This is a genomic window from Parabacteroides faecis, assembly GCF_014647375.1.
In the GTDB taxonomy this organism is placed as follows: Bacteria; Bacteroidota; Bacteroidia; order Bacteroidales; family Tannerellaceae; genus Parabacteroides; species Parabacteroides faecis.
On record NZ_BMPB01000005.1, the window covers coordinates 414,134 to 430,417 of the forward strand.

The following is a 16,284-nucleotide window of genomic DNA, read 5'->3' on the forward strand; positions in this document are numbered from 1 at the left end:
AAAATAGGAGCGGCGGTAAAAGTTTGTAAAGACTTTTGCCGCCGCTCTTTGTTATGCTCTTACCGTTTGTTTAGAAATGTGGGGGAGGTCCTCCGGGACCGCCATGCCCTCTACCGCCCGGTCCGCGCATATCGTTGGCGGAAGCTCCGCCTTTAAAGATGCTGAATCTATAGATAAAGTGGACCATGAAATAACTGCTTAGCGTGTTGTATTCCGAATATTGGGTGTAGTTGGCTGTTACACTTTGGGAAATATTACTACGTTGTTGCAGGATATCATATATTTTGAAACGCAGGGTTGCCTGATTGCCTTTCAGGAAGGATTTAGAGGCCGATGCATTCCACAGAACTTCTTTCTGTTGGTATCCGGCGGCATAACCGGAGTTACTCGACCAGGTAATATCACTTTCAATTTTAAAATCAAGCGGAAGGTAAATAGTGGTTGTCCCGCCGACTCCATAGTTGAAAGTGTTTTGATCATTCTGATTTTGTAAAGAGTTATTCGTACTTCTGTAGCGTACGTTCCCGTTTAACCCCAGGTCGAGGTAGTCGGAACGAAAATCAATACCGGCACGCTCCATGGCTGTGAAATCCTTGTTTACGTTCTTTTCATCGTTGATGAAACCGTTAGAGTTGGCGAATGAAGCCATTGTCATGGAGTTGATAGAAAACTTCTTGTTTTTCAAAGGAGTGTTGAACATGACACGTGCGTTGCCATTGTAGTTTCCATTCACATTCTCGTAAGTCGTCATCTTTTTACCTGTTTCACCGACATAGATGGATTTGGTAACAATATCGTTGACCACATAATTTGCATTCAACATGACCATGAAAGCGGTCTGTTTATCCGGAATGAACTTCTGGTAACGGGCAGACAGGTTATTTGAATAAGTCGGCTTCAGATCCGGATTACCGGTAACGGTATTCAACGGATCGGATATATCGGCTACCGGCTGTAATTGAGTCATACTCGGCTGGCTGGTGCGACCGCGATAATTGATACGCAGATTGGTACGTTTGTCAAACCGATAGTTGAAACGGACCATCGGGGAGACATTAACTACATTACGTGTCAGCTTGGAAAGGGTAGAGTCGCCGACGAAGTTTTCACTTACGCTATGCGAAGGCTCCAGATTCATACCGATCGTATAATCATAGTTCTCGCGGACAGCTTTGAATGCCAGACTGGCTTGCTGGTTTATAAAGTTATTACGGTAACTTTTGCTGTATGCCGTATCCAGTACATTGTACTCTTCGCTTCCTTCTTCTTTGGTATATGAGTTTTTCAATGATTCCTGTTTGTTCTGGCTGATACTGTAGGTCGCCTGGATGAAATTATTACGACCGATCGGTTCTACCCATGACAAATAAACGCGGTAATTGAATCCTTTATTATCGTATCTGAATTGTTGGTCGATCAACTCGTTTTGTTCGTTCCCAAGGAAATACTCCGTATTGGAGTAGTTCAAACCTTTGTTATAAGAGTCGCTTATCCCTCCGTTTAATGAACCACTGAATACACGTCCTTCGTTATTCAGCTTTCGGCTGAATTCCAAACGGGCATTGATATTGTAGCCCTCTCCGTCGGATAGGTAATCGGATTCGCCGAGATTGACCGTGTCTCCCCGGTTGGTCAGCGTGTTGAATGAACCGGACTCCCGGTTATGGCTGTTACTATAGCTGAAACTCGGCTGGAAAATGATTTGTGTGGCGGTATCCGGTTTCCATTCCATACGGAAGTCGGCACCGACATTATCACTTTTTGTATTGTTATTGTTTATCTCATTATAAATAGTCGAACTGTCGTTCGGTAGAATATTTGTCCGGGTTGTCTTACTTTCCGCCTCATTGTCGGAATGCGAATAGCGTACGTTACCTCCCAATGTCAGTTTTTTGCTAAACTCTTTGCTGAAGTTCATGCCGACGTTTCCGGAAGTCATGATACCGTTTCCGGCTCCTCCACCTCCCATACGTCCGCCCCGTCGTCCTCCCATTCCGGAGAACATGTTGGAGGCAATATCCGAGAATCCCATATTATTCGTATTGTTCAAACCTCCCATCAACGTGAACTGATCGTTGTTAATGAAACGATTGACCATAAAGTTCCCTTCATATCTGTCCTCACTGCCATATCCGGCAAAAGCATTTCCGAACCATCCCTGTTTCATTCCAGGCTTGACGGTCAGGTTGATAACGGTTTCTTCCTCTCCGTCGTCAAATCCGGTCATCCGTGCCATGTCGCTCAAACGGTCCAATACCTGCACTTTCTCAACCATTTTAGAGGGAAGATTTTTAGAAGCGACTTTCGGGTCATCAGAGAAGAACTCTTTCCCGTCGATCAGGACTTTCTTGATCTCTTTCCCGTTGACGGTAATCTTTCCTTCACTGTCCACTTCCACACCTGGCATCTTTTTCAATAAGTCTTCCAGTACGGCTCCTTCGGTCGTTTTATAAGAATCCGCATTATATTCGACGGTGTCGTTTCGTACCACTACTTCGGGTGCTTTACCGATCACGACAGCTTCTCCCAACTGGATAGCTCCGTCGCTCAGTGCCAGTTTCCCTAACTTAACCGGGTCTGTCTTTCCTGTGATACGTATCGGCTGGTATAAAGGATCGAAACCGACGAAGCTGACGTGCAGTAAATAACTACCGGCTTTGATTCCTTTTAAAGTGAAGTTCCCGTTGCGTGAACTGGCCACACCTCCGATCATTGTACTGTCTTTTACATTCAATAAGCGGACTGTGGCCTGTTCGATCGGCTCGTTGTTCCCCTCTTCTACCACTGTTCCAGTGACATCAACTCCTCCCCGCTGTGCAACTGCCGGCAACGAAAAAAGAATAAAAAATAACCATAATAAGTATCTTCCCGATTTCATAACTAATATATTATCTGTATAAAACAAATAGTGTACCGGACTGGTTTCCGGTACGAGAAGATAGACTTCGGGAATATGATTAAGTTTAAAAAACTATGTGTTGATTTTGTTTTTATTAACAAAGACTTCGTTGAATACTGCCGTATATTTGTTCGTAATTATCCTTATGTATATTGATTTAGTTGCCGGGGTTATCTGTTGCCGACGTCCTCGACAGCTTTGCCGACGCTGTCGACAATTTTGCTGACATCGTCGACAATATTGCCGACACTGTCGGCAACAGTTTTCCTGCGGAAGAGAACAAATTCCTTAGGGATCTATCAGGAAGGAAATCCAAATAAAAAAGAAAGAAGAGGGAGATAATCTTTCAGTTTGACACGGAGGATTTTCAAGGATTGGGAGATACGGTATTCAACCGTTTTGACGGATACGCCAAGTTTATTGGCTATTTGGTTATTGGTAAGTTCTCCGAAACGGCTTAAGGCGAAAGTTTCCCGATAATTTTCTGGTAACTCCTGGATCGCTTTTTTTATATTGCTTGTCAGGTCGTTCACAAAATAGTAGTCGGGGTCTTCAAACTGATCTTTAATTTTTTCGTATATATGGTTGTGTATCCGTTCATGATACAATTGTTTTTTTATTGCATTCAGGCATCGATGTTTGGTGGAGATGAAAAGGTATGATTTCAGCGATGTTCCGATGATGAGCATTTTCCTGGTTTCCCAGATGAATAGCATCAGATCCTGCACCAACTCTTCAGAATCTTCATCGGAAATATAATGAGAAGCATATTCGCATAAAGGTGAATAGTATTTCAGAAACAATTGTTTATAAGCGTCTCTATCGCCATCATGTAGCAAATTGAGAATTTGATCGTCGTTCATAAGCCCTGTTTTTTTGCTGTTGTGGTAATTTTCAAGAAAAAGCGTGGAACTGCCTACCTATCTCCTTGGGTGCTTCTGGTAAAGCTATATGGAAAATAAGCAACAGTCCACGCCTATGAGGACGTGAACGTTTTTGCTTATTATTTTTCTATATTTGAATTTACCAGATTCCCGAGGAACAATAATAATAAACGCTTCTACGTTGTTTCTGAATTTGAATAACAAATATAGAGGGTTTCTTTTATGTATGAAAGAGTTTATTTACTTTTTTATACAAGATTCTTTTCACTTTTTTGAAAAAAGTTGTGGTTGGCTTTAGGGTGATCTGTATATACTTTTGTCATATATATAGAATGGAAGAAGAAAATATACATATCACCGATAGTGGGCCTGAAGAAGTGGTTCTTTTGAAATACATCCATGATGAGGTTTCAGAAAAAGAGCGGAGGTGGGTTGAATGTTGGTTGAAAGAGGATGAAACCAGGAATGATATCCTATTACAATTGGCAAGTATAGATTATGCTCTTTATACAAAACAACGAATTGAATCTCGCAATTCATTGGAGGCTTATTCTAAAGTAGAGAAACATATCAGATTACGACAAACCAAAAAATGGATCCGCTGTGCATGTTTTGTGGCTGCATGTTTTTTGGGTGTTTTGATCTTCTCTACCGCTATCTCTTATTGGAAATGGGAGCCGTCTAAAATTGAAAAACAGATAATAACTGTTCGGGCTAATGCTGGAATGCGTACATCTTTAAACTTGCCTGATGGAACTGTAGCTTATTTGAATTCAGGAACTATACTTTCATATCCTTTATCTTATGATAAGAAAGAAAGGCGGGTGACACTTACAGGTGAAGCCTATTTTAAGGTGGCGCATAATCTGGAACAACCCTTTATTGTGAGTGTTGCTAATGACCGGATGAGGGTGAAAGTGCTTGGAACAGAATTTAATTTGCAGTCTTATGAAGATGAAAAAATAGTGCAGACCACACTGGTTTTAGGTTCTGTTAATATCGAAATGATAGAAAAAGGGAATGTTGTATCTGAAGTGGATCTTAAACCTTCTGAAAAGGCTGTTTATGATGTTACTTCCGGTATTGTGTCTGTTGCTAAAGTAAATACCGAATACGATACAGCTTGGATAGATGGTCGTCTAATGTTCAAGGATATGCCTTTGCCAGAAGTCTTGAAGAAGCTGGCTTATTTTTATAATGTTAGGTTTGAAGTGAAGGATTCTGTGATAAATAGCTATCGTTTTACTGGTACATTTGATAATAAACAACTGTCACAAGTGTTAGATTATTTGAGGATATCATCCCGGATACAATATACAATTGATCATATAAAGTTGGATGATAGTTTGAAAGTTCAGCATACGACAGTCGTATTGCGAGCCGAATAAATAGCGAATACAAGTATAATGTTAAACTTAAAAGGTGTGCCTATGGATAAACGAAAAAAGTAATAGACTCTATTGAAAAACATACGGAAACATGTTACCAGCATATTTCCGCATGAAATAATCGATAGCCGGTCTTTAAACGAGACTAAACGAAATCATTTTTTAATCTTAAATCAGCTACAAAAGTATGGTAAAGAATTATTATATCCAACAGAACGAATATTTTTATCGTTCTGCGTTATACCTTAAAGTCGAAAGAGTTATGAAATTAGCTTGTTTATTACTCTGTTTGTCTATAAATGTAGTCTTTGCATCTTATTCTAATGCTCAAAAAAGTTCATTATCGGTGAATGTGCAACAGAAAACGATCGCAGAAGTCTTGGATTTGATTGAGGAACAGTCTGATTTTCACTTTTTTTATAACAGTAAACTAGTGAATGTGAATCAGAAAGTTTCGCTATTTGTAAAAGATAAAGATGCAATATCTATATTGTCGATGATTCTTGAAAATACAAACATCCAATTTAAAGTTGTTGGCAATGATGTTATTCTTACTACAGACTATTCTTCACATGTAACTCAACAGCAGGATTCCCGAATTATAATAGGGACAATAAAGGATGAGGTGAATGACAGTCCTGTAATTGGTGCTAATATCGTAATCAAAGGAACAGCGAAAGGAACAACGACAGATATTGATGGTAAATTTTCATTAGAGGTTACCGATACGGATGTTCTTTTGATATCTTATATTGGATATACTCCCCGGGAAGTTTCGGTGAAAGGGAAAAAGACTTTGGAGGTAAAGCTTCTGGAAGATACTGAAACTTTGGAAGAAGTTGTAGTAGTAGGTTATGGTACTCAAAAGAAAGTGAATTTAACTGGCGCGGTAAATGTTATATCCGATAAAGATTTTAAAGATCGTCAGGGAGCGACTGTTTCTCAGTTGTTACAAGGAGCTTCTTCCGGATTTAATTTTGATATATCTAATCAGGATGGCTTTCAACCCGGAGCAACGATGAATATTTCTATTCGTGGTATGGGATCTTTGAATGGAGGTTCTCCTTATGTTTTAATAGATGGTTTTCCTGGTGATCTGAATAATCTGAATCCGGAAGATATTGAGTCTGTTTCGGTATTGAAAGATGCAGCAGCTTCTGCTATTTATGGTGCTCGTGCTCCTTATGGTGTAATTTTGATTACAACGAAGAAAGGAAAGAAGAATGAAAAAGTTAGTGTTTCCTATACGGGCAATTTGATTATAAAAACAGCTCAAAAATTACCTCAAAGTCTGGACTCTTATACGTGGGCTCGCATTCAAAATGAGGCTGGTGATAATATGGGGGGGCATCCCATTAGTAACGAAACGATTGACAGAATTATTGCTTATCAAAAAGGTGATTTTGAATACATCAAGAATTCTATTCCGGATTGGCCAACTGGAGCTACTATCTTTGGTGCTATGCCCGAAGGTAACGTATGGAATAATGCAAATCTGAATTATGCAAATACTGATTGGTGGGATATTTATTTCGGAAATAGTGTAAATCAGAAACATGATCTGTCAATACATGGAGGTTCTGATAAAGTATCTTACTATTTTTCTGCCGGGTATATGGACGATAATAGTGTCTTGAATTTTGGTACTGACTATTTTAAACGAATCAATACTTTAGGAAAAATAAATGTCGCTATTACCAATTGGTGGGACTTCGGTTATGAAACTCGTTTTGCCAAGAAGATCAGGGAAAAACCCAATATGACCAAAGAGGGAGATTATTCTTTTATGTATCGTCATATATCTAGAAATTATCCGATCACTCCATTGTATGATGGTTATGGAAATTATATGTTTGAATCTCATATTCCTTCAATTGAATCAGGTACGGATAGATTGGATGAAACTGATATGTGGAATAATTTTCGAATGGAGATTCGTCCGTTAAAAGGTTGGAAAATAAATGCAGACTTTGCATATAATGTGTATAATTCTGAATCCTCGGATGTTGAAAAATATATCTACATATATGATATAAATAATGAGCCTTATGCACATGGTGTGAGTATTCCTAATAATTTAAATAGACAGAAATATATAAAAAAGTATTGGACGTCCAATATATATTCTTCATATGATTTTGATATAAATCGAGAGCATAATTTTACCATCTTGGCCGGTATGCAATTTGAACATGGAGATGAATCTTGGTTGCAAGGCTATAAAACTGACCTTATATCAGAAAATGTGCCAGCTTTTCCTACAGCAACAGGAGATGGCATTTTATCAGAAGCGTTAGCCCATAATGCTACAGAAAGTTTTTTTGCCCGCTTAAATTACAATTATAAGGAGAGGTACTTATTTGAATCAAACATTCGTTATGATGGTTCTTATGTTTTTCGTAATGGGAAACGCTGGGGGGTATTTCCTTCTTTCTCTGCCGGATGGAATGTTTATAATGAACCTTTCTGGGAAGGTCTTTCTTCTTATATCAATACAATGAAGTTTCGTGTGTCGTGGGGAGAATTAGGTAATCAGAATATTTCGCCTTACAGTGATTTGGAATTGGTGCCGATTCAAACAGATAAGTTAAACTGGGTATTTAATTATGGTTCATCACGTCCGGTTGGATATACATCCGGCCCGAATTTGGTAAATAGAAATCTGACATGGGAAACGGCTACAACAACTAATTTGGGATTGGATATGTCGTTTTTTAATAATCGTTTAAGTGCGACGGCCGACTGGTTTGAAAGACGTACAACTGACATGATTGGTCCGTCTCAAGCAAAACCAGGAGTCTTGGGTGCTAATGTTCCTCAGGATAATAATTCTACTTTAAGGACACGAGGATGGGAAATCGCATTGGAATGGAAGCAAGCATTACAAAATGGTTGGGCTTATAATGTCGCTGTAAGTTTATATGATTACAGATCTGTTGTCACTAAATATTTTAATCCTACAGGAACTCTTTCTACTTGGTATGAAGGACGTGAAGTCGGAGATATTTGGGGATATACTGTAAATGATTTGTTCCGTTCAAAAGATGAACTGGATTCTTATTTGTCAAAGGTTGATTTATCTCATATTGCAACCAATTGGAATACAGGAGATTTGAAATACGAAGATATAAATAATGACGGAAAAGTTGATAATGGAAAAAATACGTTAGATGATCATGGGGATTTGTCTGTAATCGGAAATGATCAGCCTCACTATCAGTATAATATAAATGCAGGTGTGTCATATAAAGGCTTTGATTTTTCTATGCTATGGAGGGGTGTTGCTAAAAAGGATATGTATTTTTATCGAATGTCTAATATTTTTTGGGGCTTTACTAATGGATGGTGGGAATCGTGCTTGACACCTGACCATTTGGATTATTTTAGAGATCAACCGGGTACAAAATATAGTGGTTTATATGAAGGGGATGCCAATATTAATACGAATGCTTATTGGCCGAGACCTTATTTGAACGATACGGAAGAAGCGAAAAATAAGAATAATCCAAATACTCGTTACTTGCAGAATGCAGCCTATTTGCGTTTGCAGAATGTCCAAATAGGATATAGTTTTCCTCAAAGTATAATTTCTAAAATGCACTTGGAAAAGTTGAGAATCTATTTTTCCGGAGAGAATTTATTGACATTTTCTAAATTACCGAATGGCATTGATCCGGTTGCACCGGTTGGTTTTCCGGAAGGTGGTTCTGGCAATTATTTTGGAACAGCAGGTACTGGACGTCTGACATATGGAGCGGATCGAATCTATTCTATTGGCTTAACAGTAACGTATTGAGTTTTAATTTAAAGAAAGAAGATCATGAAACGATTTATATTTGTAGTTATTTCATTGACGGCTCTATTTAGCTCATGTGAAAGTTTTATAGATTTACAACCTTTGGATAAAATAACCATGGATGATTATTGGAAGACATCTACGGAACTTGAAAATTATACGCGACAATTTTACCCTTCTTTTTGTCCGTGGACACAAATGGTTGCAGATATGGGTATGGATAATGACGACGTAATTGCTGGTAGTCCTAGTGTTATTATGAATGGTTCACGCTCTAAAAGTACGGGAAACTGGACAGGCGAGTGGACAAATATCCGTAATGTTAATATCTTTTTTGCGAATTATTCGAAATGCCAAAGTGGCTATGATTCTTATAAACAATATTTGGGTGAGGCCTATTTCTTCCGGGCCTGGTTCTATTTTAGTTTATTGAAAAAATATGGAGATGTCCCTTGGTATTCAAAGGTCATTGAACTAGACGACGAGGAGGATTTAATGCGTCCTCGCGACTCACGGATCGTTATAGCAGATTCTATATTGGCCGACTTGGATAATGCTATTACTTGTCTTGAGTTGAGAAAAGATGTAGGTAATAATCGTATTAATAAGGAAGCTGCATTAGCGTTCAAAACTCGTGTGGCTTTGTTTGAAGGTTCCTGGCAGAAATATCATGCAAATACGGATTTTGGGACCGTCGGCTCAGATCCTGATAAATATTTTAGAATTTGTACGGAAGCTGCAGAAGAGTTGATGAATGGTAATTACAAGGTGGGGATATATAGTACAGGTAATCCGGATGAGGACTATTTTAATTTGTTCGGTTTCGATAATATGTCGGAAATAAATGAGGTGTTATTGTATCGTGCTTTTAATGCTGCCGAAGGTGCAGGAAACTCAACTCAAGGTTTTGTTACTTACAATAGCGACTCTAAAGGAATAACTTGGGAATTAGTTTCTTCTTATCTGGATAAGGAAGGAAAACCATATGATTATTTAAATGTGGCAAAAACGACAAAGGGAAACGCTTTTTTATTAAAAATAGCAGAAGACTGCGATAGTCGATTGAGTTCTACTATCTGGATTCCTGGTGATTTGATGTCTGTTGGGGAGAATGCATATTTTGTAAAACCCTCTATTGATGGTGGTGCACTTCAATTGTGCCCGACTGGCTTTCAAATAAAAAAGACAGCAAATCCTAAATCACCGGCAGCTGGTAGGTCTTGGGAAACTCAAGCGGAAACAGGACTTATTCTACTGCGGTATGGTGAAGTTTTATTGAATTATGCAGAAGCAAGATATGAGTTGGATCATACAATTGCTTATGAGGCTTTGAATCAGTTAAGGCAAAGGGTAGGTATGCCGGAGTTTGTGGTTAATGAGCAGGCACAAGACAAGAATAGAGTGAATTATGGATATTCAATTTCTGACGAGTTATATGAAATTCGCCGAGAACGAAGAGTTGAGATGACTTTGGAAGGTCAGCGTGATGAAGATTATATGAGGTGGGCTGCATCTCCTTTATTTATGGGAAAAAGACCGAAAGGTTATCCTGTTGATTTATCAGAATATCCCGATTTTGCATTTAAAGTTGATGAAAATGGCTTGATTGATTATTATAAGAGTATGATGCCTGAGGGTTATCAGTTTAGAAATAAGCAAGATTATTTGTATTCTATACCTCAGGATGAATTAACTTTAAATCCTAATCTAAAACAAAATCTAGGGTGGAATTAAAAAAGTAGAGAGTATGAAAAATAATTTGAATTGGTTGTTGTGTGGTGCATTGAGTTTTGTATCTCTATGCGGGTTCTTTTGTATGAGAGCTGAAAAAGTAGGAAATAGTTCTTTGGGTGGTTATGAAGATAAACCGGAGTATTATGTTGCAGCCTATATTTGGCCTTCCTGTCATGATGATCCGATGGGAAATGAAGTGTTATGGCCTGAGGGAACCGGCGAATGGGAGATTATTAAAAAAGGGAATCCACGCTTTGATGGTCATTATCAACCTAAAGTGCCTTTATGGGGATATGAACTTGACAATGATCCTAAAGTTATGGAAAGATGGATTAATGCGGCGACAGATCATGGGATAAATACTTTTATCTTTGATTGGTATTGGTTCAATAATGGTCCGTTTTTGGAAAGTTGCCTGAATGATGGTTTTCTGAAAGCGAATAATAATAGAAAAATGAATTTCTATATTATGTGGGCTGATCATGATGTTGCACGAAATTATTGGAATGTACACCGTTATAAGGAGGATGACTCCCGTTTGTGGAATGGTGCGATTGATTGGGAAAACTTCAAGATTGTTGTGAAGCGTGTGATAGACCAATATTTCAAGCAGCCCAATTATTTGAAGTTGGATGGTATGCCAGTGTTTTCAGTGTTCAGTTTAGATAATCTGATAAATACATTCGGAAGTTTGGAGGAAACTCGTAAAGGACTGGATTATTTCAGAGAAGAAGTAAAAAATAATGGTTTCCGTGGATTACATATCCAGTTAATGACGGGAGGAAATCCTAATGAGGATTTTCAAAAGAAGATTGAAGCATTAGGAATTAACAGTTTGACTCTGTATAACTGGGGAGGTCCCCATCGGGAGGATTATATTCAATGGGGAACAGAATCTATGGAACGTCTTCAAGAGTGGAGTGATGCAGTCTCGATTCCATATTTTCCAAATGCTTCGATTGGATGGGATGACACCCCTCGTTTCCCTCATAAGACAAAGAAGGATGTAGTTCATTATAATCAGTCACCACAGAGTTTTGCTACTTTTCTGCAGAAAGCAAAAGAGTATTGTGACAAACATCCTGAACAGCCTAAATTAATAACAGTTTATGCTTGGAATGAGTGGGTAGAAGGTGCTTATTTGTTGCCTGATATGAAGTATGGTTTTGATTATTTGAATGCTGTAAAAGATGTGATAATAGAAGGAAAATATGAGAGATATAAAAAGTAAGATTAAATGATTGGTGGCTAAATATGGAATCATCTTAAAATCGAATTTTAGAGATTGAATCTTCTAAAAAGTCTCTTGTTTTGCTAAATCTTATAAATAAAGAGGGAGTAAATAAGGGACTTTTTGTATGGATAATAATAAATTTAGATATTATGAGATGTAACTGACGGAATTTTATTAAATCAATGCTGCGTTGTATAGGAGTTTGTTGTTTCCTGCTTGTGGGATTTTGATGAAAATTCCCGGAATCAGTTATCCGAAAGGATATATAACAATAAGATGATACATTGGCATTTGAAGAATAGTCATGGGCTTGTATATTTTAGATTTATGATGTTTCTTTGTGATTTCAAACTTATAAATCTAAAATATATGAAAACAATGATTACTATTTTTTTGTGTTTAGTGTTCCTTTGTGCCTGCCAGGCTCCACCCGTTGAAGAGTATGCGATTATTCCGCAACCTCAGGAGATCAGTTATACACCGGGTTTTTTTAAGATGAGTGCTCATCCGGCTATTTCTTATTCCGGTGATTTAAACAATGAAGCTCAATTGTTACAAGCAGCTCTTTCTTCTGACTTTTCGGTGGATGCAACCCTTAAAGATACAGGAAAAGGGGATATTAACCTGATGCTTGATCCGACAGTTTTACCGGATAAACCGGAAGGATATCAGTTGGAAGTTACTTCCGGCAAGGTAAATATCAAGGCTAATTCTGCAACCGGTATTTTAAATGGTGTGCAGACACTGCGTCAAATAATCAAAGAGAAAGACGGTAAATATCTGGTTCAGAGAGCAATTGTATCTGACTATCCTGCTTTTTCCTGGCGCGCTTTTATGTTGGATGAAGGACGTTATTTTAAAGGGAAAGAAGTGGTGAAAGACCTGTTGGATGAAATGGCCGGGTTGAAAATGAATGTTTTCCACTGGCATCTTACCAACGATCAGGGATGGAGAATTGAAATCAAGAAATATCCGAAGTTGACAGAGATAGGTGCTTTCCGCGATTCTTCGGAAATCAATCATTTTGGAAGCGATGTGTACGATGGAAAACGACATGGAGGTTTCTATACACAGGAAGATATAAAGGAAATCGTTGATTATGCATCCAAACGACATATTACTATTGTTCCGGAAGTCAGTATGCCGGGACATGCCAGTGCTGCTATTGCTTCTTACCCTTGGTTGGGAACAAGTGGAAAGCAGATCAAAGTACCAGGAAAGTTTGGTGTTCATTATGAGGTTTTGAATGTCTCCGATCCTCGTGTGATGGAATTTCTTGATGATGTAACGAACGAAGTTATTGCTTTATTCCCTAGCCCTGTGTTTCATATAGGTGGTGATGAAGTAAAATATAACCAGTGGAAAGAATCTCCAGCCATACGTAGCTATATGGCTAAGAAAGGTTTGAAAACACCTGCAGAACTACAGATCTATTTTACAAATGAGGTGTCCAATATGCTTGCGGCCAAAGGAAAGAGAATGATGGGCTGGAATGAAATTACTGGTGATAAATTGCATGAATACCAGTCTGCAGAAGATACAAAAGATGTTGAGCAGCAGTTGGCAAAAGGTACTATCGTTCATTTCTGGAAAGGAGATTCTGCCTTGATCAAAAAAACGATCGACAAAGGATATGATGTTGTAAATTCATATCATATATATACTTATATCGATTATGATTATAAATCGATCCCGTTATCAAAAGCCTATTCATTCAATCCGGTACCGGAAGGATTATCTCCGGAAGAACAAAGTAGAGTGTTGGGGCTGGGTTGCCAGATGTGGGGTGAATTTATTCCGACTGTTGAAAGTATGAATCAGAAAATTTATCCGCGTATTGCGGCCTATGCCGAAACGGGATGGACCGGCGCAGAGAAGAAAGATTTCAACCGCTTCCTGAATTCTCTCAGCCATTTTATCAATAAATGGACGGCTGAAGGATTAGTGATCGGGCCGGTTGAGTAAAAAATATTTTTCAAAGTGATTAAACTATTTCCATGTAACAAAGTCTATTATATCGAAGCGCTTCACAAACAGTTAAATATTAATTTAAGTAATAAGTATAGTTTATGAAGAAGGTAATAGGATTGTTTTTGGTTATCCTGATTAGTACAGCAACAGTTTTTGCACAGGGCGGTAATCGCCAGGGAAAGGAGGGAGATCCTTCCAAACGTAGTGAAAAAATGATTGAGGATCTGAAACTCGATGATAAACAGGCTGCAGAATTCCGTAAGGTGGAAGCTGATTTTAGAGAGCAGATGAAGAAGGAACGTGAGTCTGTCAAGGAAGACCGTGAAAAGATGCGGGAAAAAATGATAGCTATGCGTACTGAAAAAGACGCTCAGATAAAGAAAATCCTGACGGACGAACAGTACAAACAATATCAGGAGAAACAGAAAAAAGCGGATAGCTCTCGTAAAAAAGGACATGGACGTAAATGATAAAAGTAAAAAATCCCCGGCAGAACATTCTACCGGGGATTTTTTTGTTTGTTATTACGGGATTATAACGTTTTCAATTTCAGGTTACGCCATAATACTTTGATACCGCCACCATCGTGGATCTGTAAAGCGATGCGGCCTTGTCCGGCACCGATTTTCTCATCGTTGATGTTAACCATTTCTTCGCCGTTCAACCAGGTTTGTACATTATCACCCTGAACTTTGATACGCATGGTGTTCCAGTCGCCTTCTTTCAGGATCGTTTCTTTTTCATCCGGAATCTGAATCAACCATCCGCGACCGTATGATTCGTAGATACCACCGGTGTCATGACCTTTAGGAGCTACTTCAACCTGCCATCCGTTCACTTTTACATCTTCTTCAATGAAAGAACGGATAAATACGCCAGAGTTTCCGTCTGCTTCCTGTTTGAATTCAACTGTCAGGTCGAAATCATCATAATAGTCACGTGTAGCCAGGTAACCATATTTTTTATCCGGACCGCTTTCACAAATCAGCAAACCGTCTTTTACATACCATAATTCAGTACCGTATGCTTCCCAACCTTTTAGGTCGACTCCGTTGAACAGATTCACTTCTTTGCTTTTGCGGGGAAGTTCTTTGATCTTTATATTACGGAAAGATGCAGGATAACCATGATCCTGTAAGCAAAGGACGCCTTTTTTAGCTAAACCATATTCGGGAGCATTCGCCCACTTTCCACTGTTTTTCTTTTCATACCAATCGTCGGTCCATGCTTCGAATTCCAGAATTTTCTGGCCATTCAGCCAATGTTCTACATGACCATTATCAAATACGATTTTAGAATTGTTCCATTCACCTTGCGGGTTAACCTTCATTTTGGATTTGTCAGGCAGATGCATTGCGTAGTCTACGCCCAGTTTTTGCCATTCTTCCAGAGGTTCCGGGAAGTTCGGTTCATCGATCAGCTGATATTCCGGACCTGTAACATAAGGTACGGCGAACTGAGGACGTTCGACAACATGGTAAAGCATACCGCTGTTGCCACCCTTCGACAGTTTCCAGTCCCATGACAATTCGAAATTTTCATACTGTTTATCGGTTACAATATAACCGCTGGCATCACTGCCGTCACCTTTAGCCTGGATACATCCGTCGACAACATGCCATGGCTGTGTGAGGGTTGTTCCGTTGTAATCTTTCCAACCGTTGAGTGTTTTTCCGTCGAAAAGAAGTTGCCATCCATCGGCTACCTCTTCGGGAGTAAGCGTGTTTTGTTCTGCACCTGCGCAAGAGGTAAACAGTGCTAATGATACTGCACAAGAGGCTAACAAACTTGTTGCAGCTACTCTTTTCACTACTGATTCCATTTTAGAATTAAGTTTTAATTGATAATGATATAGCGACAAAGATAGGAAAACTTCCTATGCAAAATCTTTAAAAAATGTATTGAAATCTCATTAACTTACTGTAGACTTATTCGTTTGATATATATCAAATGAATAAATGACATATGTGTTCCTTTCGTTTGATGATTGTGCTTTATTCGTTTGATAATTGTCAAAAGAAAGGAAGTAAGGGAGGTGTTTGTGTAATTGTTCCGTCGTTTTTCCTTTTTGTCCGTATTCCTTTTTGCGCACGTACATTATATAACAATGCCTTTGGCGGAAAAATAATTGAAAAATAAAGGGTAAAATATTTGGAGCGTATGTTGTAAAGCACTACTTTTGCACCCGCATTCGAGAGAGAACGGCGCATGAGAAATGATGAAAGAGGTAACCTGTGGAAAGGGGATGAGGTTAGAGATTCTAAGCAAGATTCCAACCGTCGCAGTGACTCAAAAAAAAACTTTGAATTTTTCTTCTGAAAAATTTGGCAGTTAAAATAAAGTCCTTACCTTTGCAGCCGCAATCGAAAGATAGGCAA

At 38.6% G+C, this 16,284-nt stretch carries 9 protein-coding genes; 6 read left to right on the forward strand and 3 right to left on the reverse strand.

The genetic code is table 11. The annotated features are described in order from the left end of the window. Window positions 1-70 precede the first annotated feature (70 nt). A complete protein-coding gene (locus IEY67_RS09205; protein WP_122376162.1) occupies window positions 71-2,878 on the reverse strand; it encodes a TonB-dependent receptor in 2,808 nt (935 codons plus the stop codon). Between the two features lie 320 nt (window positions 2,879-3,198). Then, window positions 3,199-3,762 carry an RNA polymerase sigma-70 factor gene (locus IEY67_RS09210; RefSeq protein WP_183671162.1) on the reverse strand — a complete coding sequence of 188 codons (564 nt, stop codon included), beginning with the start codon at window positions 3,760-3,762 and terminating at the stop codon, window positions 3,199-3,201. 353 nt (window positions 3,763-4,115) lie between these two features. On the opposite strand from IEY67_RS09210, the gene IEY67_RS09215 reads away from it, so the two are divergent. The 6 genes from IEY67_RS09215 to IEY67_RS09240 all read left to right on the forward strand — a co-directional run bounded on the left by IEY67_RS09215 (window position 4,116) and on the right by IEY67_RS09240 (window position 14,376). After that, window positions 4,116-5,171 carry a FecR family protein gene (locus tag IEY67_RS09215; protein WP_183671161.1) on the forward strand — a complete coding sequence of 352 codons (1,056 nt, stop codon included), beginning with the start codon at window positions 4,116-4,118 and terminating at the stop codon, window positions 5,169-5,171. Window positions 5,172-5,358: 187 nt separating this feature from the next. Then, a complete protein-coding gene (locus IEY67_RS09220) occupies window positions 5,359-8,967 on the forward strand; it encodes a TonB-dependent receptor (RefSeq protein ID WP_183671160.1) in 3,609 nt (1,202 codons plus the stop codon). Window positions 8,968-8,991: 24 nt separating this feature from the next. Further along, complete coding sequence (locus IEY67_RS09225) at window positions 8,992-10,701, forward strand: RagB/SusD family nutrient uptake outer membrane protein (RefSeq protein ID WP_183671159.1); 1,710 nt, start codon at window positions 8,992-8,994, stop codon at window positions 10,699-10,701. 82 nt (window positions 10,702-10,783) lie between these two features. Continuing rightward, on the forward strand, window positions 10,784-11,932 hold the full coding sequence (locus IEY67_RS09230; RefSeq protein WP_229801013.1) for a glycosyltransferase WbsX family protein: 1,149 nt from the start codon (window positions 10,784-10,786) through the stop codon (window positions 11,930-11,932). A 372-nt stretch (window positions 11,933-12,304) separates the two neighbouring features. Then, the gene (locus tag IEY67_RS09235) at window positions 12,305-13,900 is read left to right on the forward strand and encodes a beta-N-acetylhexosaminidase (RefSeq protein ID WP_183671157.1); all 1,596 of its coding nucleotides are present in this window, start codon (window positions 12,305-12,307) and stop codon (window positions 13,898-13,900) included. A 104-nt stretch (window positions 13,901-14,004) separates the two neighbouring features. Further along, on the forward strand, window positions 14,005-14,376 hold the full coding sequence (locus IEY67_RS09240) for a Spy/CpxP family protein refolding chaperone (RefSeq protein ID WP_122376157.1): 372 nt from the start codon (window positions 14,005-14,007) through the stop codon (window positions 14,374-14,376). A gap of 62 nt (window positions 14,377-14,438) precedes the next feature. Here the strand turns inward: IEY67_RS09240 and IEY67_RS09245 are convergent, their stop codons facing one another. Next, window positions 14,439-15,728 carry a 3-keto-disaccharide hydrolase gene (locus IEY67_RS09245; RefSeq protein ID WP_122376156.1) on the reverse strand — a complete coding sequence of 430 codons (1,290 nt, stop codon included), beginning with the start codon at window positions 15,726-15,728 and terminating at the stop codon, window positions 14,439-14,441. Between the last annotated feature and the right edge of the window lie 556 nt (window positions 15,729-16,284).